23 protein-coding genes are annotated in these 20,922 nt (G+C 69.2%); 18 read left to right on the forward strand and 5 right to left on the reverse strand.

Annotated features, from left to right (window positions below; all coding sequences use genetic code 11):
• The 3 genes from QSK35_RS38050 (at position 1) to QSK35_RS38060 (ending at position 2,679) form a co-directional block, all read left to right on the forward strand.
• Complete coding sequence (locus QSK35_RS38050) at positions 1-1,011, forward strand: NAD(P)H-dependent glycerol-3-phosphate dehydrogenase (protein WP_285752659.1); 1,011 nt, start codon at positions 1-3, stop codon at positions 1,009-1,011.
• Positions 1,008-2,060 carry a cystathionine gamma-lyase gene (locus QSK35_RS38055; protein ID WP_285752660.1) on the forward strand — a complete coding sequence of 351 codons (1,053 nt, stop codon included), beginning with the start codon at positions 1,008-1,010 and terminating at the stop codon, positions 2,058-2,060. Before QSK35_RS38050 ends, QSK35_RS38055 begins: the two co-directional genes overlap by 4 nt.
• A 160-nt stretch (positions 2,061-2,220) precedes the next feature.
• Entirely contained in the window at positions 2,221-2,679 is a 459-nt protein-coding gene (locus tag QSK35_RS38060) for a cysteine dioxygenase (RefSeq protein WP_285752661.1), read from the forward strand.
• On the opposite strand, the gene QSK35_RS38065 is transcribed toward QSK35_RS38060, so the two are convergent.
• Positions 2,660-3,298, reverse strand: a complete 639-nt coding sequence (locus tag QSK35_RS38065) for a pyridoxamine 5'-phosphate oxidase family protein (RefSeq protein ID WP_285752663.1) — start codon at positions 3,296-3,298, stop codon at positions 2,660-2,662. The two genes, QSK35_RS38060 and QSK35_RS38065, sit on opposite strands and share 20 nt — an antisense overlap.
• 69 nt (positions 3,299-3,367) lie before the next feature.
• On the opposite strand from QSK35_RS38065, the gene pdxR reads away from it, so the two are divergent.
• From pdxR to QSK35_RS38080, 3 genes are read left to right on the forward strand one after another with little or no spacing between them, the layout of a single operon-like run.
• Positions 3,368-4,726, forward strand: coding sequence for a MocR-like pyridoxine biosynthesis transcription factor PdxR (gene pdxR / locus QSK35_RS38070; RefSeq protein ID WP_285752665.1), 1,359 nt, complete (start codon positions 3,368-3,370; stop codon positions 4,724-4,726).
• A 38-nt stretch (positions 4,727-4,764) separates the two neighbouring features.
• The gene (locus QSK35_RS38075; protein ID WP_285752667.1) at positions 4,765-5,352 is read left to right on the forward strand and encodes a DUF4360 domain-containing protein; all 588 of its coding nucleotides are present in this window, start codon (positions 4,765-4,767) and stop codon (positions 5,350-5,352) included.
• A 35-nt stretch (positions 5,353-5,387) separates the two neighbouring features.
• Positions 5,388-6,449, forward strand: coding sequence for a D-alanine--D-alanine ligase family protein (locus tag QSK35_RS38080; RefSeq protein WP_285752669.1), 1,062 nt, complete (start codon positions 5,388-5,390; stop codon positions 6,447-6,449).
• 239 nt (positions 6,450-6,688) lie between these two features.
• On the opposite strand, the gene QSK35_RS38085 is transcribed toward QSK35_RS38080, so the two are convergent.
• Both QSK35_RS38085 and QSK35_RS38090 read right to left on the reverse strand, forming a co-directional pair.
• Complete coding sequence (locus QSK35_RS38085) at positions 6,689-7,255, reverse strand: DUF3515 domain-containing protein (protein WP_285752671.1); 567 nt, start codon at positions 7,253-7,255, stop codon at positions 6,689-6,691.
• A gap of 19 nt (positions 7,256-7,274) precedes the next feature.
• A complete protein-coding gene (locus QSK35_RS38090) occupies positions 7,275-7,508 on the reverse strand; it encodes an Lrp/AsnC ligand binding domain-containing protein (protein ID WP_146359910.1) in 234 nt (77 codons plus the stop codon).
• A 97-nt stretch (positions 7,509-7,605) separates the two neighbouring features.
• On the opposite strand from QSK35_RS38090, the gene QSK35_RS38095 reads away from it, so the two are divergent.
• From QSK35_RS38095 to QSK35_RS38115, 5 genes are read left to right on the forward strand one after another with little or no spacing between them, the layout of a single operon-like run.
• The gene (locus tag QSK35_RS38095; RefSeq protein WP_285752674.1) at positions 7,606-8,574 is read left to right on the forward strand and encodes a thiamine-phosphate kinase; all 969 of its coding nucleotides are present in this window, start codon (positions 7,606-7,608) and stop codon (positions 8,572-8,574) included.
• A 10-nt stretch (positions 8,575-8,584) separates the two neighbouring features.
• Complete coding sequence (locus QSK35_RS38100; RefSeq protein WP_285752676.1) at positions 8,585-9,037, forward strand: GNAT family N-acetyltransferase; 453 nt, start codon at positions 8,585-8,587, stop codon at positions 9,035-9,037.
• A 9-nt stretch (positions 9,038-9,046) separates the two neighbouring features.
• Positions 9,047-9,568, forward strand: a complete 522-nt coding sequence (locus QSK35_RS38105; protein WP_285752678.1) for a gamma carbonic anhydrase family protein — start codon at positions 9,047-9,049, stop codon at positions 9,566-9,568.
• 15 nt (positions 9,569-9,583) lie between these two features.
• On the forward strand, positions 9,584-10,258 hold the full coding sequence (locus QSK35_RS38110) for a uracil-DNA glycosylase (RefSeq protein ID WP_285752680.1): 675 nt from the start codon (positions 9,584-9,586) through the stop codon (positions 10,256-10,258).
• A gap of 58 nt (positions 10,259-10,316) precedes the next feature.
• Positions 10,317-11,498 (forward strand): MFS transporter, encoded by a 1,182-nt coding sequence (locus tag QSK35_RS38115; RefSeq protein WP_285752682.1) that lies wholly within the window; start codon positions 10,317-10,319, stop codon positions 11,496-11,498.
• Between the two features lie 9 nt (positions 11,499-11,507).
• On the opposite strand, the gene rpmB is transcribed toward QSK35_RS38115, so the two are convergent.
• Positions 11,508-11,699, reverse strand: a complete 192-nt coding sequence (rpmB, locus tag QSK35_RS38120; RefSeq protein ID WP_285752683.1) for a 50S ribosomal protein L28 — start codon at positions 11,697-11,699, stop codon at positions 11,508-11,510.
• Positions 11,700-11,844: 145 nt separating this feature from the next.
• On the opposite strand from rpmB, the gene QSK35_RS38125 reads away from it, so the two are divergent.
• The 6 genes from QSK35_RS38125 to QSK35_RS38150 are packed head-to-tail and all read left to right on the forward strand — an operon-like array spanning position 11,845 to position 18,090.
• Positions 11,845-13,443 carry a DAK2 domain-containing protein gene (locus tag QSK35_RS38125; protein ID WP_285752684.1) on the forward strand — a complete coding sequence of 533 codons (1,599 nt, stop codon included), beginning with the start codon at positions 11,845-11,847 and terminating at the stop codon, positions 13,441-13,443.
• A gap of 13 nt (positions 13,444-13,456) precedes the next feature.
• A complete protein-coding gene (gene recG / locus QSK35_RS38130; protein WP_285752686.1) occupies positions 13,457-15,640 on the forward strand; it encodes an ATP-dependent DNA helicase RecG in 2,184 nt (727 codons plus the stop codon).
• 54 nt (positions 15,641-15,694) lie between these two features.
• A complete protein-coding gene (locus tag QSK35_RS38135) occupies positions 15,695-16,549 on the forward strand; it encodes a helix-turn-helix domain-containing protein (protein ID WP_285752687.1) in 855 nt (284 codons plus the stop codon).
• Positions 16,524-16,700 carry a DUF397 domain-containing protein gene (locus QSK35_RS38140; protein ID WP_285752689.1) on the forward strand — a complete coding sequence of 59 codons (177 nt, stop codon included), beginning with the start codon at positions 16,524-16,526 and terminating at the stop codon, positions 16,698-16,700. The genes QSK35_RS38135 and QSK35_RS38140 overlap by 26 nt, the downstream gene beginning before the upstream one ends.
• The gene (locus QSK35_RS38145) at positions 16,678-17,379 is read left to right on the forward strand and encodes a Crp/Fnr family transcriptional regulator (RefSeq protein WP_285752691.1); all 702 of its coding nucleotides are present in this window, start codon (positions 16,678-16,680) and stop codon (positions 17,377-17,379) included. The genes QSK35_RS38140 and QSK35_RS38145 overlap by 23 nt, the downstream gene beginning before the upstream one ends.
• A 51-nt stretch (positions 17,380-17,430) precedes the next feature.
• Positions 17,431-18,090 (forward strand): Crp/Fnr family transcriptional regulator, encoded by a 660-nt coding sequence (locus tag QSK35_RS38150; RefSeq protein ID WP_285752693.1) that lies wholly within the window; start codon positions 17,431-17,433, stop codon positions 18,088-18,090.
• On the opposite strand, the gene QSK35_RS38155 is transcribed toward QSK35_RS38150, so the two are convergent.
• Positions 18,041-19,579, reverse strand: coding sequence for a hypothetical protein (locus QSK35_RS38155; protein ID WP_285752695.1), 1,539 nt, complete (start codon positions 19,577-19,579; stop codon positions 18,041-18,043). The genes QSK35_RS38150 and QSK35_RS38155 overlap by 50 nt on opposite strands.
• Before the next feature lie 106 nt (positions 19,580-19,685).
• Here QSK35_RS38155 and QSK35_RS38160 point away from each other — a divergent pair, with 106 nt between their 5' ends.
• A complete protein-coding gene (locus QSK35_RS38160; protein ID WP_285752697.1) occupies positions 19,686-20,786 on the forward strand; it encodes a glycoside hydrolase family protein in 1,101 nt (366 codons plus the stop codon).
• Positions 20,787-20,922 lie beyond the last annotated feature (136 nt).

Here is a 20,922-nt window from a genome sequence, read left to right on the forward strand (position 1 = left end):
ATGGCCGTTGAGCGTGTTGCGGTGCTGGGCGCCGGTTCCTGGGGCACCACCTTCGCGAAGGTGGTCGCGGACTCCGGGCCGGATGTGGCGTTGTGGGCCCGGCGCGAGGAGGTCGCGTCCGCGATCACGGCCACGCGCACCAACCCGGACTACCTGCCGGGTGTCTCGTTGCCCGCGAACCTCGTCGCGACCTCGGATCCCGCGAAGGCGCTGGACGGCGCCCAGGCGGTCATCCTGGCCGTGCCGTCGCAGACGTTGCGCGCGAACCTGACGGGCTGGCGGGACCTGCTGCCCGCCGACGCAACTTTGGTTTCACTGGCCAAGGGCGTCGAGCTGGGCACGTTGAAGCGGATGAGCGAGGTGATCCGCGAGGTCGCCGCCGTCGACGAGTCACAGGTCGCCGTCGTGTCCGGTCCGAACCTGGCCAAGGAGATCGCGGCCGAGCAGCCGACCGCGACCGTCATCGCGTGCACGGACCACGACCGCGCGGTCGACCTGCAGCACGCGTGCTCCAATAGCTACTTCCGGCCGTACACCAACACCGACGTCGTCGGCTGTGAGCTCGGCGGCGCGTGCAAGAACGTGATCGCGCTGGCGTGCGGCATGGCTGCCGGACTCGGGTTCGGCGACAACACCATGGCCTCGATCATCACGCGCGGCCTCGCCGAGACCGCGCGGCTGGGTGCCGCCCTCGGCGCGGACCCGCTGACGTTCGCCGGACTGGCCGGCCTCGGTGACCTCGTCGCGACGTGCGCGTCGCCGTTGTCCCGCAACCGTTCGTTCGGTGAGCGCCTGGGGCGTGGCGAGTCGCTCGCGCAGGCGCAGGAGGCGACGCACGGCCAGGTCGCCGAGGGCGTGAAGTCGTGCTCGTCGATCCGCTCGCTCGCCGCTCAGGTCGGCGTGGACATGCCGATCACCGACGGCGTGCACATGGTGTGCCACGACGGTCTGTCCGCACGCGACCTCGGTGCGGCACTGCTGGGGCGGGAGCGCAAGGCCGAGCGTCAGTGACGCTGGGGGATGGCACACGGGTCGTCCACACCGGACCTTCGTCGCCGGGGTCGCCACTGGCGGCCTCGGTGTACCGGTTGGGCGGTGAGGACACCTATGGCCGTCCGCACAACGCGACCTGGCGTGACCTGGAGTCCGCACTGGGCTCTTTGGACGGTGGCGAGTGCGTGCTGTTCCCGTCCGGGATGGCGGCGATCTCGGCGTTGTTCCGCGTCCTGCTGTCCACAGGGGACACTCTCGTGCTGCCGTCGGACGGGTACTTCCTGACGCGCCGGCTGGCTTCCACCTACTCCGTTGTGGAGGTTCCGACCGCCGGGCCATATCCGTCTTTCGACGGTGTGCGGCTGGTGTTGCTCGAGTCGCCGTCCAACCCCGGTCTGAACGTCTGCGACATCGCTTCGCTTGCTGCCGAGGCTCATGCCGCGGGGGCACTGGTGGCGGTGGACAACACGACCGCGACGCCGTTGGGGCAGCGGCCGTTGGAGCTCGGCGCGGACATCGTGGTGGCGTCGGACACCAAGGCGGTCGCCGGGCATTCCGATGTCGTGCTCGGGCACGTGTCCGTTGTGGACGCCTCGCTGGCTGAACGGTTGCGCGACGAGCGGACGTTGTCGGGTGCGATCCCCGGTCCGTTCGAGGCATGGCTCGCGCATCGCGGACTCGGCACTTTGGACCTTCGGCTCGCGCGTCAGGCTCAGAACGCCGCTGCGTTGTACGAGGCAATGTCCGGGAAGGTGTCCGGGCTGCGCTGGCCGGGAGCTCCCGAGGATCCCGCCTACCTGCTCGCGGCTCAGCAGATGCGGCGCTTCAACGGCGTGCTGACGTTCGAACTGCCCTCGGTCGCCGCTGTTGATCGGTTCCTCGCGGCCTCGGAGTTGGTGGCGGCGGCGACGTCGTTCGGCGGGCTGCACTCGTCGCTCGACCGGCGGGCGCAGTGGGGGGATCCGGTTCCCGAGGGCCTGTGCCGGTTCTCCGCGGGGTGCGAGGACCCGGCCGACCTGGTGGCCGATGTGCTCCGGGCCCTGTCCCACGCTCTGGGATCGGATTGACCCGTCGCCGGGTCTTCGGGAGCATTTGTCTCGTGTCTTTTCGCGCGATGATCGACGGACGGGGTCACATCGACCTCCGTCTGGTCTGTAGCGCGCTCTGTCCTGCCTGGTGATAGCCCCGCCTTCGTTGCTCATCACCCCTTGGTAAGGACTTTCTCCGATGTTCGCCGTGCCTGAGAACACCGTTGCTCTGCCTTCGTCCGCTGTCGCCGTGCACCCGGTGCGGGTCGCGCTGCAGGTCGCGCTCGACCGTGACCGGTGGAAGCACCTGCTGCGCTACGACCCCGAAGAGCGCTTCTCCACGTTGATCGAGAAGACCGACGACCAGGAGATCTGGCTCATGAGCTGGCTGCCCGGCCAGACCGCGACCCTGCATGACCACGCCCAGACGACCGGGGCGTTCACCGTGGTCAGCGGCGTGCTGACCGAGGTGGTGACCACCCGGATCCAGGTCGTGCACCAGCTCGTGGAGGGTCAGTCGCGCGTGTGGGGGCCCGGCTACGTGCACCAGGTGCGCAACGACGGCACGGACCCCGCGATCTCCATCCACGTGTACCGCCACGGCACGCGGGCGATGAACGCCTACCGGTACGACCCGGTCACCGGCCCCGTTCGCTGACGTGCGCGGGCACGTCGTGGCTGGTCGCGTCGTCGGAGATCGGTGACCCCCACGTCGTGTGCAGCGGCAGCACGCCGGCCCACACGGCGTCGGCGGCGAGGTCCTCGGGCTCCTCACCGGGACCACCCTCGCGCACCTTCACGGAAGCCTCGGTCAGGTCGATCGCCAGCACCGCGGTCTTGGCGATCTCCTTCTTGTTGGGGTTGCGGGCGTAATCCCAGGATCCCGGCGACACGTGGTCGACGATCGCGCGCAGCCCGAGCTCGACGTCCTCCGCGAGCTCGGCGGTGCCGTGAACGACCGCGCTGCGGTAGTTCATCGAGTGGTGGAACACCGACCGCGAGTAGACGACCCCGTCGACCAGCGTGACGGCGACGCAGACCGGCTTCCCGGCGATCAGCTCGCGCAACGACCGCGCGCCCGTGGAACCATGCAGGTAGAGGGTGTTGCCGTGTCGGCCGTAGGCCGTCGGCAGCACCACGGGGGCACCATCGACTTCGACCGCGAGGTGGCAGATGAGCCCGGCGTCGAGGATCTCGTAGAGCCTCGAGCGTTCGGTGACGGCACGATGCTTGCCGCGCTGGACCGTGCTGCGTGCGGTGGGTGAGAGTGTCGTCATGGGTATCACTTTCCGGTGAGAAGTGGCATCCTGAAATAGCCAATTTCGCGCTAGTTGAGAAGGCCACTTGTGGAGCTGCCGATCACGCTCGACCGCGAGTCCGCCGAACCGCTGGCCGTCCAGCTCGCGGACGCCCTGCGCAGCGCCGCGGCCGACGGGCGGTTGCGCAGCGGCGACCGCCTGCCGTCGACCCGCGCGCTGGCCGACCGCCTCAGCGTGAGTCGCACGGTCACCGCCGCCGCGTACGAGCAGCTGCACGCGGAGGGCTGGATCGCGGGTCGCCACGGCTCCGGCACGTACGTCACCACAACTCCGCCTGGCGTATTGCGCAAACGAACCCGCAAGCAGTCACAACCGGCCGAGGAGCCCGAGATCGTCGACCTCGCGCCGGGCGCGCCGTGGGCGGGCGGCCTGGACCGTGCCGCGTGGCGCCGGGCGTGGCGGGCGGCGGCCGACGTCGCGCCGCTGTCCCGGCCGTTCCGCGCGGGCCTGCCCGAGTACCGGGAGGCGATCGCGGAACACCTGCTGCGCCACCGCGGCCTCGCACTCGGCGACGACCCCGTCCTCGCCACCGGCGGCACCACCGCCGCGCTGACCGAGCTGGCAGCCGCCGTGTTGCAGCGCGGCGACAAGATCGCCGTGGAGGAACCCGGCTACCAGCGTGCCGTGTCGACGTTCAAGGCCGCCGGTCTGAAGGTGCTGCCCGCGTTGGTCGACGAGGAGGGCCTGCTCGTCGAGGCCGTACCGCCCGGTGTGCGCGCCGTCTACTGCTCGCCGGCACACCAGTACCCACTCGGCGGCCGCATGTCGGCGGGCCGGCGGGTGGCTCTCGTCGAACGCGCCCGGCGCGACGGCTGGCTCGTCATCGAGGACGACTACGACGGCGAGCTGCGCTACGACGTCGCGCCGTTGCCGTTGCTCGCCGCGCTGGCGCCGGACGTCGTCGTACACCTCGGCACGACGTCGAAGATCCTCACGCCCACGCTCGGCACGGGCTGGATGGTGGCGCCCGAACCGATCGCCGCCCAGGTCCTCGGCCACCGCGACCGCACCGGCACCAGTCCGGCCGCGGCGGGCCAGCGGGTACTCGTCGAGCTGGCGCGCAACGGCGATCTCGGGCGGCACCTGCGAAAGCTGCGCCGCGAGCTGTCCGAACGCCGAGCGCTGCTCGTCGAGGCGTTCACCGACGCGGGCATCAAGGTGCTCGGCGACGACGCGGGCGCGCACATCGTCGTGCCGGTGCCGGACGCGGAGACCGAGCAGCGGCTGCTCAAGGCCGCCGAGAACCGCGGGCTGCGGCTGGACGGGCTCGGCAGGCACCACGTGAACCGGCCCAAGGTGCATGGCATGGCCGTGGGGTACAGCGCCTGTTCGCGTGAGCAGCTGATAGCCGCTTTGCCGGTACTGGTGGAGCTGCTGCGGTCATAGTCTTTTCGGTGCCGTCGCATGACTCAGAAAGGCCTGTCATGCACGTGCTGGCAACAATCGCGATCGTGCTGGCGACGGTCGTCCCTCCGGGTGAGAAGGTCACGATCGACGTCGTCACCGTCAACGGCACCGGCTGTCCACGTGGCAGCGCCGTGGTCGCCGTCTCGCCGGACAACACCGCGTTCACCCTCAACCTCGAGGAGATGGTCGCCGCGGCCGGCAAGCTCGCCCGGCCGGGAGACGCGCGCAGGTCGTGCACGTTCAACCTGCGCATGCGTGCCACGGGCGGATACGAGCTCGGCATCGAGCGCGCCGTCTACCGCGGCTGGGGCCAGATCGAGCGGGGCGCGGTCGGGACGGCTCGCCCGCAGCACTATTTCCAGGGCTCGCCAGGCCTGCCCGGTATGCCCCGGCGGTTCCCCGGACCGTTCAGCGACGACTGGGAGATCACCGACGACACCCCGAGGGAACCGTCGTGCGATACACCGCGCAACCTTGTCGTCACGATTGAGCTCGGGATGAGCGCGGGGACCTCGGACCCGAAGACCACCAGCTATCTCGGAATGGGCAGCTCCGACGGGTCATTGCCGACCGTGTACCGCCTGTTGTGGAAGCGCTGCCCGTAGGGACCCGTTAGCCCATCCGGGTAGGGTCGGGCGCTATGACGGATGGGACGCAGCGCAAGACGAGGGTCGCCGTGGTGTTCGGCGGCCGCAGCTCCGAGCACACGATCTCGTGCGTGTCGGCGGGGAGCGTGCTGTCCCACCTGGACCGGGACCGGTTCGAGGTGGTGCCGGTCGGCATCACCCCGGAAGGCGGCTGGGTACTCGGATCGGGTGACACCAAGGCGCTGGAGATGGGCGGCCGAAACCTCCCGACGGTCCGCTCGCTCGGCGAGCTGACCCCGGTCGAGCCGGGCACCGCCCTGACGGACGTCGACGTCGTCTTCCCGGTGCTGCACGGCGCGTGGGGCGAGGACGGCACCATCCAGGGCCTGCTGGAGCTCGCGAACCTGCCCTACGTCGGCCCCGGCGTCCTCGCCAGCGCGATGGCGATGGACAAGGCGTTCGCCAAGCGCGTCCTCGCGGCCGCGGGCCTGCCGGTCGGCACCTTCTCGGTGCTGGAACGCACTTCGTCGACGTTGTCGCTGGACGAGCGCTCACGCCTGGGGCTGCCGGTCTTCGTGAAGCCCGCGCGCGCCGGTTCGTCGGTCGGCATCTCGAAGGTCAAGGACTGGGCGGACCTCGACGCCGCCATCGCCTACGCCCGCCAGACCGACCCCAAGGTCATCATCGAGGCGGCCGTGACCGGCCGCGAGATCGAGTGCGGCGTGCTGGAGTTCCCCGACGGCCGGGTCGAGGCGTCGCTGCCCGCCGAGCTGCGGATCGTCGGCGAGGGCGTCGACTGGTACGACTTCGACGCCAAGTACCTCGACGACGTCTGCGAGTTCGACATCCCGGCGAAGCTCGACGACGAGCTCACCGCGCAGCTGCGCGCCATGGCGGTCACGGCGTTCCACGCGCTCGACTGCCAGGGACTGTCCAGGGTGGACTTCTTCGTCAGCGACGCGGGTGAGCTGGTGATCAACGAGGTGAACACCATGCCCGGCTTCACGCCGATCTCCATGTACCCGCGGATGTGGGCGGAGACGGGCGTGGACTATGCGACGTTGCTCACCACGTTGATCGACACGGCACTCGCTCGGGGCACGGGCCTGCGCTGAGTTGCTATGGGGGGAGCTTTCCAAGCGCTGACCGCTTGGAAAGCTCCCCCCATGCAACGGTCGGGAATGTACGGCTCGTGGGTCGGGAATGTACGGCTCGTGGGTCGGGAACGTACGGCTCATGGGTCGGGAACGTACGACTCGCGGGGCGGGAACGTACGACTCGCGGGATTGTCGGACCCCGGCGATACGCTGGATACCGGGGGCCGGAGGCCAAGCCGACCTTGTGGATCTTGGGGTTACGGCGTCGTCTTGACGGGCGCCTTCGGCAGCAGGTCGCGGATCGTCGTCGACACGTCCTGCAGCGGACCCGTCCCCGCGTCGCCCGGCACGGTCAACGCCACGTACACGGGCCGGTCGACCACGTACCAGGTAGCCGCACCGGACCCGTCGACGACAAGCCAAGTCACGTCCGAGATCACGCGCAGCTCGGACGTCGGCGACAGCTCCGAAGGACGGTTCAGCCCGCACCGCAGCACGACCGGATCGTGTTGAGCGTCACCCCAGGCGACGGCACCGACCGGCGCGGGGGAGGCGATCTCCCGGCGCGGCAGCATGTCCTTACCGGACGGCAGGCCGACCGGGAGCTTGTCGACCAGTGTCGTGCACTCCGGTGAGGCGGCGGCGGGCGCGTCGACCGTCACCAGCGCCAGTGGGCCCGAGCGGCCGGCCTCGTCCGACGGCGGAGTCGAAGAGGTTCCGAGTACGAGTCCGAGCGCGGCGACACCGGCGGCGAGCAGCACGGCGAGCCCGACCGCTACGGCGATCAGCGGCCGGGACAGCACCGAAGTGGATTCCTGTGTCACCCGGCTATGACAGCACGGGCTAGAGGTGCACCACCGGGCAGGTCAGTGTCCGGGTGATGCCCTCCACGTTCTGGATGCGGGCGACCACGAGCTGGCCCAGCTGGTCGACGGTGTCGGCCTCGGCGCGGACGATGACGTCGTACGGGCCGGTGACGTCCTCGGCCGTCGTGACCCCGGCGATGCCGGAGATTTCGGAGGCGACTGCAGCGGCCTTGCCGACCTCGGTCTGGATGAGGATGTATGCGTGCACCACGGCGTGCCCCTTCGTCGCGACAGGTTTGGTCGGGGTAGGAACGTGTCACGCAACGTACCCCAGTTGGGGTTCCGAATGCTCAGATTGGGAGGCAACTTTGCGTCCGGAGCCGCCGCACGACGCGGAGACGGTCGCCGATGTGGGTGAGTTCCATCTCATCCACCGGGTGACGACCGGTCGGGCGCAGCCCCCCACCACGCTGCTCGGCCCCGGTGACGACGCGGCCATCGTCGCCGTGCCGGACGGGCGGGTCGTGGCCTCCACTGACGTGCTCGTCGAGGGTGTCCACTTCAGACTCGACTGGTCTACTCCCGAGCAGGTGGGCCGGAAAGCGGCCGCCGTGAACCTCGCGGACATCGTCGCGATGGGCGCGCTGCCGTCCGCCTTGCTCGTCGGTTTCGCGTGCCCGCCGGACACCCCGGCGACGGTCGTGGACGGCATCATGTCCGGCCTCTGGGCGGAGGCCGCGGTCGCCGGCGCGGGCGTCGTCGGCGGGGACATGGTGAGCTCGGCGACGTTGGTGATCTCCATCACCGCTTTGGGGGACATGAACGGTCTGGAGCCCGTCACGCGGTCCGGTGCGCTCATCGGCGACGTCGTCGCGGTGTGCGGGAGGCTCGGCTGGGCGGCGGCCGGACTGGCTGTGCTCAGCCGCGGGTTCCGCTCTCCCGTGGGCATCGTCGCCGCGCAGCGCACGCCCGAACCGCCGTACCCGGCCGGCCCGCAGGCGGCCGCGGCGGGCGCGACGTCCATGATCGACGTGAGCGACGGGCTGCTCGCCGACCTCGGCCACATCGCGGAAGCCTCGGGCGTCGCGATCGACATCCGCACCGAGCTGCTCCAGGTGCACCCGCGTCTGCTGGACGTCGCGTCGGCGCTCGGCGCGGACGCGCGCCACTGGACGTTGACCGGTGGCGAGGATCACGCGCTGGCGGCCACGTTCCCCGGCCCGAAGGCCGTGCCCGAGGACTGGACGACCATCGGCACCGTGCGGGCGGGCAGCGGCGTGACCGTCGACGGCCGGATCTACGAAAAACCTCCTGGCTGGGAGCACTGGCGGACGTAGACTGGTGGATGTGGAACTATACGAGAGAGCGTATAACCATCCAGACTCGGCGAAGCTCATCGCGGAGCTTCAGCAGGTGTTCGTCGTCCGCTACGGCAGTGAGGACGTCACGCCCGTCGACCCCGCCCAGTTCGCCGCGCCGAACGGCTACTTCGCGGTCGGCTACCTCGACGAGGTCCCCATCGCGTGCGGCGGCTGGCGCGCCCGGCCCGAGATGGGCGCGGCCGAGATCAAACGCATGTACGTCGTCGAAGCCTTCCAGGGACGCGGGCTCTCTCGCACGTTCCTCGCGCACCTCGAGGCGACCGCGAAAAACGCGGGTCACTCGCGGATGATCCTCGAGACCGGCACCAAGCAGCCCGAGGCGATCGGCCTCTACGAGTCCAGCGGATACGCCGAGATCGAGAAGTTCGGTGTGTACAAGGACGAACCGGAAAGCGTTTGTTACGGCAAGGACCTGTAGGTTCGCCGTATGGCCATCTATGCACTCGGGGAGTACGAACCGCAGATCCATCCGGAGGCCTATGTGCACCCGGATGCGACCGTCATCGGTGACGTGCGGATCGGCGCGTTCTCCTCGGTATGGCCACAGGCCGTGCTGCGCGGCGACTACGGGCGCATCGAGATCGGCGAGCGCACCAGCGTCCAGGACGGCACGGTGATCCACTGCACCGAGGTGCACCCGGTGCACATCGGCTCGTCCTGCGTGATCGGCCACAACGTGCACATCGAGGGCGCCACCATTGGCGACGACTGCCTGATCGCGTCGGGTTCGGTGGTGCTCAACGGTTCCATCGTCGGCAACGGCGCCATCCTCGGCGCCGGCGCCGTGATGTCGTTCGACGGACGTCTGCCCGAACGCTCGATGGCCCTGGGCGTGCCCGCGCGGGTGCGCGAAGGCCATGTCGTGCCGGAAAAGGCGTGGAGTTTCATCGTCGAGAAATACGTCTCCAACATTGAGGTGTACCGCTCGGGATTGCGCAGGCTCGACTGAGTAGGGTTCTCCGCCGTGGCAAAACCTCTCGCTGAGATCGTCGACCCCGGCTGGGCGGAAGCACTTGCCCCGGTCGAAGACCGCATCACGGCCATGGGCGAGTTCCTGCGCGCCGAGGTCGCCGCGGGCCGCACCTACCTGCCGGCCGGCGAGAACGTGCTGCGGGCGTTCAAGCAGCCGTTCCACCAGGTGCGCGTGCTGATCGTGGGCCAGGACCCGTACCCGACGCCCGGCCACGCCGTCGGCCTGTCGTTCTCGGTGGCGCCCGAGGTCCGGCCGCTGCCGAAGTCCTTGGTCAACATCTTCAACGAGTACGCCAAGGATCTCGGGCATCCGTTGCCCGCCAACGGAGATCTCACCCCGTGGTCCGAGCGCGGCGTGCTGTTGCTGAACAGGGCGCTGACCGTCCAGCCCGGCAAGCCCAACGCGCACCAGGGCAAGGGCTGGGAAGAGGTGACGGAGCAGGCGATCCGTGCGCTCGCCGCGCGGGACGCGCCGCTCGTGTCGATCCTGTGGGGCCGCAACGCGCGCAACCTGCGTCCGCTCCTGGACCCGTTGCCGTGCATCGAGTCCGCGCACCCGTCGCCGCTGTCCGCCCACGCCGGGTTCTTCGGGTCACGGCCGTTCAGCCGCGCCAACGAACTGCTGGAGAAGCAGGGCGCGGAGCCGATCGACTGGAAGCTCCCGTAGTTCACCGCCCGCGAAATCCAATGTGGTCCGGTGGCGCTCGTCAGTAGCGTCGCTGGACATGTGGGGGAAGCGCGACCTGTCGCTGGTCGTCAGCGGCGCTGTGGTGACCGAGTTCGGCAACGCGATCACGATGATCGTCCTGCTGCTGTGGGCGACGCCGATCAGCCCGCTGCTCGTCGCGGGCGTCCTGATCGCCGAACTGCTGCCGATCGCACTGGGCGCCCCGGTCGCGGGCTGGCTGGTCGACCGGTTCCCCAACCGCAGGCTGATCATCCTGACGCTCCTGGCCCAGGGCGCCGCAACGGCCGTGATCGCCGCGGTCGTGGGCAACCCGGTCCTCGTCCTGGCCCTGGTGTTCGTCTCGGGCTGCGGCCGGGCGATCACTGCGCCCGCGATGTCGGCTCTGATTCCGCACGTCGCGGGCGAGGAGAACTCGACCAGGGCCTACGCCTGGATGGGCACCGGCCGCAGCCTGGGTCTGCTCACGGGCGCCACGGGAGGCGCACTGCTCGCCGGTCAGGTCGGGTACGGCCCGGCCATGCTCATCGACGGCGGCACGTTCGTGATCTACGCCCTGATCCTGACGCTCGTCAGAGCCGAACGCCGGGGCGACCACGAGCAGCGTCCGAGTGCGCTGGCGGGTATCCGGCATGTCCGCACGGACAAGGTCCTCCTGGCGGGCATCAGCGGCCTGGCGATGTTCATCGGCTGCATCGTGGTGATCAACGTCGCAGACCCGGCCTACGTCCGGTACGTGCTCAACGGCGACGAGTTCACGCTGGGCGCGCTGCAGTCGTGCTGGATGGTCGGTGTCATCGCGGGCAACCGCATCGCGGCGCGACTCAGGACCGAGCACCAGGTCACGAGCTGGCTGGGCTGGGCGGGAGTGGGCATCGGTGTCGCGGTCTGCATCCCGGCGGCCGTGCCGCACGTGGCCGCGAGCGCGATCGGCTGGCTGCTCGGTGGCACCTGCAACGGCATCGACAACGTCACGGAGAAGGCGCTGGTCCGCATGCGCACGCCCGACGAGATGCGCGGACGCGTGTTCGCGGCGGTCAGCTCGGTGACGAACGCGGCCAACCTGCTCGGCACGGCGGCCGGTGGCCTGTTGATGCTGGTCATGGGCCCGCGATGGGTGTTCGCGATCGGCGGCGCGGGCGCGATCGTGACCGGGATCGCCTGCCTGATCATGGTCCGGAAAGCAAAAAGCCCGGCCGAAGCCGGGCTTCTCACGTCTTAGGCACTGGCCTCAGCCGCGAACGACCTTGCCGGCCTTCAGGCACGAGGTGCACACGTTCAGCCGCTGGCGCTGCGAGGACGAGACCTTCGCGCGCACGGACTGGATGTTCGGGTTCCAGCGGCGGTTCGTCTTCCGCTGGGAGTGCGAAACCGAATGGCCGAAGCCCGGCCCCTTGCCACAGACGTCGCACACGGCAGCCACGTCAGCCACTCCTTCATAAAGATTGCTGGTGTCTCACGCCCCGGTGGGCGCGCAAGCGTGCACAAGCCTCAACCGGGCACGGCAACCCAGCAAGGGTAGCCGGTGGCCTCCACGCAGACCAAACCGGGTGGATACTCTCCCCGCCATGCACGATCTGGATGCGGTGGCGGTGCGGCGGTGGGCGGACGCGTGCGTCCGGTCCTTGGACGCGAATCGTGAGGCCATCGACCAGATCAACGTCTTCCCCGTCCCCGACGGTGACACGGGGACGAACCTGCTGCACACGATGCAGTCCGCCTTGGACGCTCTGCTCCGGGCGCCCCTGACCACGGTCGGCGAGGCGCTGTCCGCGCTGGCCAAGGGGGCGCTGCAGGGAGCGCGCGGCAACTCGGGCGTGATCCTGTCGCAGGTGCTCAGAGGCCTCGCGGAGGCCGTTCAGAACACCAACGAGGTCACCGGCACGGCGTTGAAGAAAGCGCTCACCAGGGCCGACGAGCTGGCCACGGCCGCCGTCTCCAACCCTGTCGCGGGAACCGTCCTCAGCGTGCTTCACGCGACCGCCGAGGCCGCCAACGAGACCGACACGGACGACCTCGACCAGATCGTCGTGGTCGCGGCCAAGGCGGCCGCCAAGGCCCTGGCCGAGACACCGCGCCAGCTCGCCGTGCTGGCCAAGGCCGGGGTGGTCGACGCAGGTGGGCGGGGCCTCGTTGTGTTGTTGGACACACTGGCCGCCGTCGTGACCGGCACGGAGGTCGAGACACCGCCGCAGAGCGTCGTGCCCAGGACCATCGAGAGCCTGACCACCGCGCGCGAGGCCGGGTCCACCGAGTTCGAGTACGAGGTCATGTACCTGCTCGACGGCGCGGACGACACCGAGCAGCTCAAGCGCGACCTGTGCCAGCTCGGCGACTGCGTCTCGGTCGTCGGGGACGGCGCCGGGCTGTGGACCGTGCACGTGCACTGCAACGACATCGGCGCGGCCGTCGAGAGCGGCGTGCGGGCCGGGCGGCCGCATCGGATCACCGTGCAGCGGTTCGCGGACCAGATCGAGGCGCAGGCGTCCCGGTTCGTGAAGGACCGCGCGATCCTCGTGCTGGCCAGCGGTGCGGTCGACCTGTTCCGCGCCGAGGGCGCCGCCGTCGTCGACCTCGCGCACGACATCACGGCGAACGACCTGCTCAGCGCCATCGTCGGCACGCGGGCGCGGCACGTCGCGATCCTGCCCGGCGACCCGGACGTGCGCGACGAGCTCGACGAGGCCGTCGCCTACGCGGGCGCGGCCGGTCAGGACGTCGTCGTCGTGCCGACGGCCTCACCGGTGCAGGCGCTGGCCGCACTCGCCGTGCACGACCCGAACCGGCGCGCGGGCGACGACGTCGTCGCGATGGCCGAGGCCTCGGCCGCCACCCGGCGCGGCGAGCTCAGCGTGTCCGAGAACGAGGCCATCACGTGGGTCGGCCGCTGCCAGCCCGGTGACCTGCTCGGCATGCTCGACGGCGAGGTCGTGCTCATCGAGCCGGGACCGCCGTCGCCGGAGAACCTCAGCGACCTCGCGTGCCGGCTCGTCGACCGGATGCTCGCCGGCGGTGGCGAACTGGTCACGCTGATCCTGGGCGAGGCGTGCCCAGAGGGCCTCGTCGACGTGTTGGAGGACCATCTGCGGGTCACCCATCCGGAGGTGGAAGTGACCGCGTATCCGGGTGGCCAGCCGGACGCCGTGATTTTTGTCGGTGTCGAGTAGTACAAAGGCAGCGATGATCTCCTTCGACGACAAGCTGCAGCCGTTGCTCGGCAAGAAGAGCGCCGACGCACTGGAGACCGGCCTCGGCATCACGACGGTCGGCGACCTGCTGCGCCACTACCCGCGTCGCTACGACGAGCGCGGCAAGCTCACCGAGATCGCGTCGCTGGAGCTCGACGAGCACGTCACCGTGCAGGCCAAGGTCAATAAGTGCACCAAGCGGCGGATGAAGAGCCGGCACGGGCACATGACCGAGGCGGTCATCACGGACGGCACTAGCGAACTGCACCTCGTCTTCTTCGGCGGCCCGGCGCACTCGGCGGAGAAGGAGCTGCTGCCCGGCACGAAGGCGATGTTCGCGGGCAAGGTCGGTCAGTTCCGCAACAAGCTGCAGCTCGCGCACCCGGCCTTCGAGATCCTCACCGAGGACTCGTCGGGGTCGGACTTCCTGAAGGCCTTCCTGCCCGTCTACCCGGCGTCGCAGCAGATCAACACGTGGAACATCGAGAACTGCGTCAAGCAGCTGCTGGAGGTGTGGGACGGCGTCGCCACCGATCCGCTTCCGGAGGAGCTGCGCGAACGCCACGAGCTGATCGGGCTCGAGAAGGCGTTGCGGGCGATCCACCGCCCGGAGAGCTGGGCGGAGATCTCGCTCGCGCGCAAGCGGTTGAAGTGGGACGAGGCGCTCGCCGTCCAGCTCGCCCTGGCGCAGCGCCGCAAGTCCGCCGGTGCGCGACCGGCTCCGTCGTGCGCCCCGAAGAAGGGCGGAATCCTCGACGCGTTCGACGCGCGGTTGCCGTTCAAGCTCACCAACGGGCAGGTCGAGGTGGGCGAGCAGATCGCGCACGACATCACCGTGACGCACCCGATGAACCGCCTCCTGCAAGGAGAAGTCGGCTCGGGAAAAACCATGGTGGCTCTTAGAGCAATGCTCCAGGTCGTCGACTCGGGCCGCCAGGCCGCGATGCTCGCCCCCACGGAAGTCCTTGCGGCACAACACGCCCGCTCGTTGCGCGAGATGCTCGGCGACCTGGCGGAGGCGGGTCAGCTGGGCGGCGCGGAGAACGCGACGCGCGTGACGTTGCTGACGGGTTCGATGAACACGGCGCAACGCAAGCAGGCGCTGCTGGACATCATGACCGGCGAGGCGGGCATCGTCGTCGGCACGCACGCGATCATCCAGGAGAAGGTGGAGTTCCACTCGCTGGCGCTGGTCGTCGTCGACGAGCAGCACCGCTTCGGCGTCGAGCAACGCGACGCGCTGCGGGCCCGTGCGGGCAAGGAGAACCCGCACGTGCTGGTGATGACCGCGACCCCGATCCCGCGCACGGTCGCGATGACGGTCTACGGCGACCTCGAGGTCTCCGCGCTGCGCGAACTGCCGCAGGGGCGCTCGCCGATCAAGACGTCCGTGGTGCCCGCCAAGGACAAGCCCGCGTGGCTGGACCGGGCGTTCGCGCGGGTGCGTGAGGAGGTCGCCAAGGGGCATCAGGCGTACTTCGTGTGCCCGCGCATCGGCGACGGCGACAATGGCGACAGCGACGAGGAAGAACCGCCGGCCGAGGACGGCTCGGAGAACAAGCGCCCGCCGCTGTCGGTCGTCGACGTGGCGAACGCGCTGGTCGCGGGCCCGTTGAAGGGGCTGCGCGTCGAGATCCTGCACGGCCGCATGCCGTCGGACGAGAAGGACGCCGTCATGCGCGCCTTCGCGGCGAACGAGGTGAACGTGCTCGTGGCGACGACGGTCGTCGAGGTCGGCGTGAACGTCCCGAACGCCACCGTCATGGCCATCATGGACGCCGACCGCTTCGGCGTGAGCCAGCTGCACCAGCTGCGCGGCCGCGTCGGCCGGGGCAGCGCGCCGGGGCTGTGCCTGCTCGTCACCGACATGCCCGAGATGACGACGACCATGGAACGCCTGCGCGCGGTCGAGTCCACTTTGGACGGCTTCGAGCTCGCCGAGCTGGACCTGCGGTTGCGCCGCGAGGGCGACATCCTCGGGGCCGCGCAGTCCGGCAAGCGGTCGGCGTTGAAGATGCTGTCGCTGCTGGAGGACGTGGACGTTATTGCTGCCTCACGGGTGGAGGCGCAGGAGTTCGTGGACGACGACCCGGACCTGAAGAAGCAGCCGGGCCTGGCGTCGATGGTGGCCGCACTGTTGACCGATGAACGCGCGGAGTTCCTGGTAAAGGCTTAATCCCACCCGATTGGGGAAAGGGTTTGGACCCGGTCCATGACCTAGCTTCGCCCCATGACTTGTATACCTTCCACCGCGTACAGCCGGGATCTCGGTGACGAGCTGCGGCGCCTGCGGGAGACGCACACCAAGTTCACCGGCCGGTGGATGGGACACCTCGTCGGGTGGGACCAGAGCAAGATCTCCAACGTCGAGAACGGCAAGGTGCGCGCGAGCGAGATCGACCTCGTGCAGTACCTCACTGCCTGCGGCAAGGACCGCGAGTTCATCGACGACTTCCTGAACCGCTACCGCAACGCCTTCGACAGCTACTTCGTGCAGGTGCCCGAGAACCTGCGCACGATGTCGATGGCTGAGGCGACGGCCAACAAGATCACCGGTTTCTACATGGTGGCGATCCCTGGCCTGTTGCAGACAGAGGACTATGCGCGCGAGTTGTTCAGGTGCCGCAACGGGGTGCCTCTCGACAAGATCGAGAGGGCCGTCCGCTTCCGGATGGACCGGCAGGCGATCCTGCAGCGCCACGATCGGCCCGCATGCACCTTCTTCGTGCATGAGTTGGCTCTGCGGATGAGGGTTGGCGGCCATCGCTTGATGGAGGAGCAGTACTGCAGGCTGATGCACCACACGCATTCGATCCGCATCGTGCCGCTCTCCAGCGGACCTGCAGGCGCCCTCAATGCAAGTTACGTGCTCTGGCAGTACGAGAAGGCTAACCCTGTGGCATTCAGCGAGAGTGATCTCGCCAAGGTGTTCGCGCAGGACGAGGCGGCAATCAACCGGTGTAAGGCGATCTTCGAGCGGCTGGATACCGTGGCGTTGGGTGAGGGACAATCGCGGAGCCTGCTGACGGATCTCGTCAGCCGATCGCGAGAGGGCCTCAATGCCACAGGACTTCGTTTGGCGTAAGAGCAGCTACAGCAGCGGTAGCAGCGAAGACAGCGAATGCCTGGAGGTCGCGTTCGCAGACGCTGTGCACGTGCGGGACTCCAAGAACGCCGCTGGACCCGAGCTCGGCTTCTCGGAGGCGTCTTGGCGTGCCTTCGTCACTCGACTCTGAGGCCTGGCCGCGCGGCAGCCTGCTCGCCGGTCTGTCGCCGAAGATGCAGGCGGTCGTCCTGGAGCTGGGCACGCCGGTTATGTTCGGCTCCCATCACGTGCTGCTCCGCGAGGGTGAACGCTCCACGCACGTGATCCTGCTGGTCGACGGCTTCGTGAAAGTCACGGCCACCACCCAGGAGGGCAGGCTCGCCCTCCTGGCCATCCGGGTCGGCGGCGAGATCGTCGGCGAGCTGGGCAGCCTCGACGACCAGCCGCGCTCGGCGGACGTCACGACCGTCGGCCGGGTTCACGGCCGCGTGATCACGCAGGCCGACTTCCGTCGTTGTCTGGCCGAACACGCCGAGATCGCGCTCGCCGTCGCTCGCAACGTCGGTCAGAAGCTCCGCTGGGCCACGCGACGGCGAATCGACTTCGCGGGCCTCGAGGTGAAGGTCCGCCTGGCCCGCGTCCTGGTCGAGCTGGCCGCGCGGTACGGCCGCGACACCGCCGACGGCCTGATGATCGACCTCGAACTCACCCAGCCGGAGCTCGCGGCCCTGGTGGGCGCCGCCGAGCCGACCATCCACAAAGCACTGGCCGAGCTGCGCCGCAGAGGCGTGATCGAGACCAGGTACCGCTGCACGGTCGTGCGCGACCTGGTGGCGTTGTGCGCCGCCGCGGGCGTGGATCCACCCTGATCCCGTCCTATTACGGGGTTTGGCCGCGCGAGATGTGGCGCACTGGGACCCATGACGGTGGTGATGTGCGCGGCGTGGCCCGCCACCAGCCTGTTGAGCAGGCTGAACGGCCAGGCGCGGGTGGCGTTGCTGGGGTTGGGGACACCGATCGGTTACCGGGCCCGGCAGGTGGTGTTCCGGTCAGGGGAGTGGGCCAGGCACGCGGTACTGCTGCTCGGCGGCGTCGCGACGCAGGTCGTGGACGACGTGCCGGTCGCCGTGCTCGGCACGGGGGACCTGATCGAGCACCGGCCCCGCGTGGACGTGGTCGCCTGCGTTCCGCTGCAGGCCAGGCTGATCCACTCCGAACAGCTGCTGCGGTTCCTGCACCGCCACCCGGACGCGTGCGTCGAGGTCGCGCGATCGCTCGCCGCGCGCCTGCACCAGGCGCAGCTGCGGCACGCCGACGGGTTGACGTGCCCGCCGTCGGTGCGGGTCGCGCGAGTGCTGCTCGACGTGGCCGAGCGGTTCGGCGAGGTGCCGCTGAGCCAGTCCGAGGTGAGCGGGCTCGCCGGGGTGGCGTTGCGCACCGCGGAGAAGGCGTTGCAGGACATGGAGAACCGCGGTCTCGTGGAACGCTGCTACCGGCGGATCGTGATCACCGACCTGCCCGGTCTCCGCGTCACGGCGGCCCCAGTTTCGTCAGGTCCAGCGCTTCACGCGTCAGACTGAACCCGTCCGGCGGCACGGACTTCGGCGAGGCGAGCCAGCCGCCCTTGTCACGCGGCCGCGAGCTGAGCTCGCCGTCGATCAGCAGCGAGACGTAGCAGCCGTAGTCGATGGCGAACCCGTCGTACAGCGTGCCGGGCGTCTTGTGGTCGACGATGCCTCGCTTGAGCACGTGCAGCAGCCGCGCGTCGTACAGCTCGTCGATCGTCTCGTGCCGCATGCAGGCCAGTTGGTCGACGACGAACGTGCGGGACCGCCGGCGACCGACGACCTCGTCGACTAGCAGCCGCAACATGTGCCTCGCCGAGGAGTTCTCGCTGATCGCGGTCTGCTTGTCGCGCATGTACCAGTCGCGCGCGGCACGCCGGACGTCGGCCATCGCGATCGGCTCGTTGTGCGCGTGCTGCGCGGCGAGCGCGGCGATGTTGATCGCATCGCGCGGCACCCCCTCGGCGGCGCGGACGAGCTCGTTGAACGCGTTGCGGCGGAACAGGTCTTCGACGAACGCCTCCGCGCTCGCCGGCTTGCCGACCACCGACGGTAGCCGCGACGACGCGTGGTTGAAGAACAGCTCGGCGAAGAACTCGCGGGCGCCGCTGCGCTGCTGATCGAACATGAGGAAGTCGTCGAGGCTGACGGCACTCGCCGCGTCGGCGCCGACCTCGATGCCGACGTAGTCGCCCGCCGCGCCGGGCTCACTGAACCGCGACCGGCGTTCGATGGCCGCGATCTTCACGGTGATGCCCGCGGTCGGCAGCACGCTGCGGCGCAACAGATCCGCGAGCAACGGCTGCAGGTCCAGCGGAATCGAGCTCCACTCGTCCAGCAGCAGCCACAACCGCCGCTGTCCCAGCGCCCGCGTGATTCCCCGGAGCGCTCGGCTCAGCGGCCCGAACACGATGTGGTGCCGTTCGACGCCGGTGCGCCGGGTGCGACTCTCCGCGCTGAACGTCTCCCGGCTGCTCAACCCGGCCTTCGGCCGGTGACTGAGCTCGATACCGTGTTCGGTCGACGCCGAGCCGCCGACGCGCGTCTCCTGTTCGACCTGTCCGACGACCTCGACGACGGTCGCGGCCTCGGCCAGCGTGTCGAGCGCTTCGAGCAGTTTCGTCTCGTCCCCGATGTCGCGTTCGGACGCGGCCGTCAGCAGTTCCTCGTGCACCGCCTCGAGCGTGTCGACGAGCAGATGCGTCCCCCTGGTCGAAGCGCTGACGGCGACGTCGCCGTACATGCCGCCGGCCGAGCCGATGGTGCGCAGGTCGAGGTAGACGGCCACGTCGCCGGTGCGTTCGACCAGGTCGCTGAGGAAGTGCAACGCGTGCGTCTTCCCGGTGCCGCGGCGCCCGTACAGGATCTGGTGGTCGGCCGAGTGCAGCATCGCCGCGAAGCTGCCCGCCGCGACGTACGTTGACGCGAGCGTGTACCTGTCCGTGCTTTCCGCACGCCTCGGAATGCGCATCAGCGCTTGGTTGAGGTGCTTCTGCCGCATCATCGCCTTCGAGCGTTCCCCCTGCGTCCCGGTGACGCAGCCACCGGTCGGGTTACTTCGGGCGTGTCAGCGCGTCCGTTGTGTCCGGATCGGCCCTACGTTGCTGCGCGTGCGCTGCATGATCATCGCTCTGGTGCTGCTGCTCCTCGCGCCTCCGGCGTCCGCCGCGTCCGCGAAACCGTTGAGTGGCGGGGAGTCCCGCTACCCGCACGCCATCCGGCTGGCTCACGGCCGGTTCGCCGGTGACGTCGTGGTGAGCGTGAACAACTGGCGGGAGACACAGATCTACCGCGGACGGCGCTCCTTCAAGCTGGTCGCGAAGTTCACTGATCCCGAGGCCGCTGCTTCGTCGATGTGTTGTGCGCACATCTACGAGTTGCCTTCTCGCGTGGGTGCGTTGCCTGCGGGGACGTTGCTGTGGGCGGGCAGCACCGGGTTCAAGGACGTCGGCATGTCGTTGCGCGTGTGGCGTTCGCTCGACGGCGGCTCGTCGTGGTCCTTCTTGTCGACGTGCGCCTCTTCTTCCGGTGGCATCTGGGAGCCGGAGTTGTCCGTGGACGCTTCGGGTCGCCTGGTGTGCCACTTCGCCGACGAGGAGGACTGGCGGACGCACAGCCAGGTGCTGTCCCGGACGTTCTCGGTCGACGGTGTCTCGTGGTCGGCGAAGACTTACACGGTCGCCGTGCAGCCGCGTGGGTATCGGCCGGGGATGGCGCACGTGCGGCGGTTGCCCGGTGGGTCGTACTTCATGACCTATGAGATTTGCGGGCAGCGGGATCAGTACTTCTGTTCGTCGTTCTTCCGGACCTCTGCTGACGGGTGGGACTGGGGTTCGCCGGATTTCCCTGGTACGCCTTTGCGTAGTCGGGAGGGGCGGTACTTTGCGCACACGCCTTCGATTGCGCTCGGGCCTGGTGGGCGGTTGGTGTTGACCGGGCAGATGCTGATGCACCCTTCCGGGAAGGTCGATTCCTTGAACGGGGCTCGGTTGTTCATCAACGACCGGGGTGGGGCTGGGGAGTGGTACGAGGCTCCGGCTCCTGTGCCGGTGCCTTCCGCTCGGGATGTGAACTGTCCGAATTACCATCCGGCTCTGGTTGTGGCTGGGAATGGGGAGTCGGTGCTGGAGTTTGCCAGCGACTACGACTCGAGTGGGTTGTGCGTGACGCGGTATGCGAGTGGGCCGTTGCCTGCGGTGGGGCAGGGGTAGCGGCCCGTCGGCTGCCGGTTTGTGTTGACGCGGTGGCTTTTGTGGTGGGTTGCGTTTGTGTTGACGCGGCGGCTTTCGTGCTCGGGGCTCCGCCCCGGACCCCGGCTCAGCTCAAAGAGGGGCCCTTGGGTGGTTT

The sequence above is a fragment of the Lentzea sp. NBRC 105346 genome (assembly GCF_030269605.1).
GTDB lineage: Bacteria > Actinomycetota > Actinomycetes > Mycobacteriales > Pseudonocardiaceae > Lentzea.

Excerpts from the sequence above, each read along its gene's own strand:
- QSK35_RS38050 (WP_285752659.1), top strand. The coding sequence starts at position 1 with ATGGCCGTTGAGCGTGTTGCGGTGCTGGGCGCCGGTTCCTGGGGCACC.
- QSK35_RS38060 (WP_285752661.1), top strand. The coding sequence starts at position 2,221 with ATGTTCGCCGTGCCTGAGAACACCGTTGCTCTGCCTTCGTCCGCTGTC.
- QSK35_RS38065 (WP_285752663.1), bottom strand. The coding sequence starts at position 3,298 with ATGACGACACTCTCACCCACCGCACGCAGCACGGTCCAGCGCGGCAAG.
- QSK35_RS38075 (WP_285752667.1), top strand. The coding sequence starts at position 4,765 with ATGCACGTGCTGGCAACAATCGCGATCGTGCTGGCGACGGTCGTCCCT.
- QSK35_RS38080 (WP_285752669.1), top strand. The coding sequence starts at position 5,388 with ATGACGGATGGGACGCAGCGCAAGACGAGGGTCGCCGTGGTGTTCGGC.
- QSK35_RS38105 (WP_285752678.1), top strand. The coding sequence starts at position 9,047 with ATGGCCATCTATGCACTCGGGGAGTACGAACCGCAGATCCATCCGGAG.
- QSK35_RS38115 (WP_285752682.1), top strand. The coding sequence starts at position 10,317 with ATGTGGGGGAAGCGCGACCTGTCGCTGGTCGTCAGCGGCGCTGTGGTG.
- QSK35_RS38125 (WP_285752684.1), top strand. The coding sequence starts at position 11,845 with ATGCACGATCTGGATGCGGTGGCGGTGCGGCGGTGGGCGGACGCGTGC.
- recG (WP_285752686.1), top strand. The coding sequence starts at position 13,457 with ATGATCTCCTTCGACGACAAGCTGCAGCCGTTGCTCGGCAAGAAGAGC.
- QSK35_RS38135 (WP_285752687.1), top strand. The coding sequence starts at position 15,695 with ATGACTTGTATACCTTCCACCGCGTACAGCCGGGATCTCGGTGACGAG.
- QSK35_RS38140 (WP_285752689.1), top strand. The coding sequence starts at position 16,524 with ATGCCACAGGACTTCGTTTGGCGTAAGAGCAGCTACAGCAGCGGTAGC.
- QSK35_RS38150 (WP_285752693.1), top strand. The coding sequence starts at position 17,431 with ATGACGGTGGTGATGTGCGCGGCGTGGCCCGCCACCAGCCTGTTGAGC.
- QSK35_RS38155 (WP_285752695.1), bottom strand. The coding sequence starts at position 19,579 with ATGATGCGGCAGAAGCACCTCAACCAAGCGCTGATGCGCATTCCGAGG.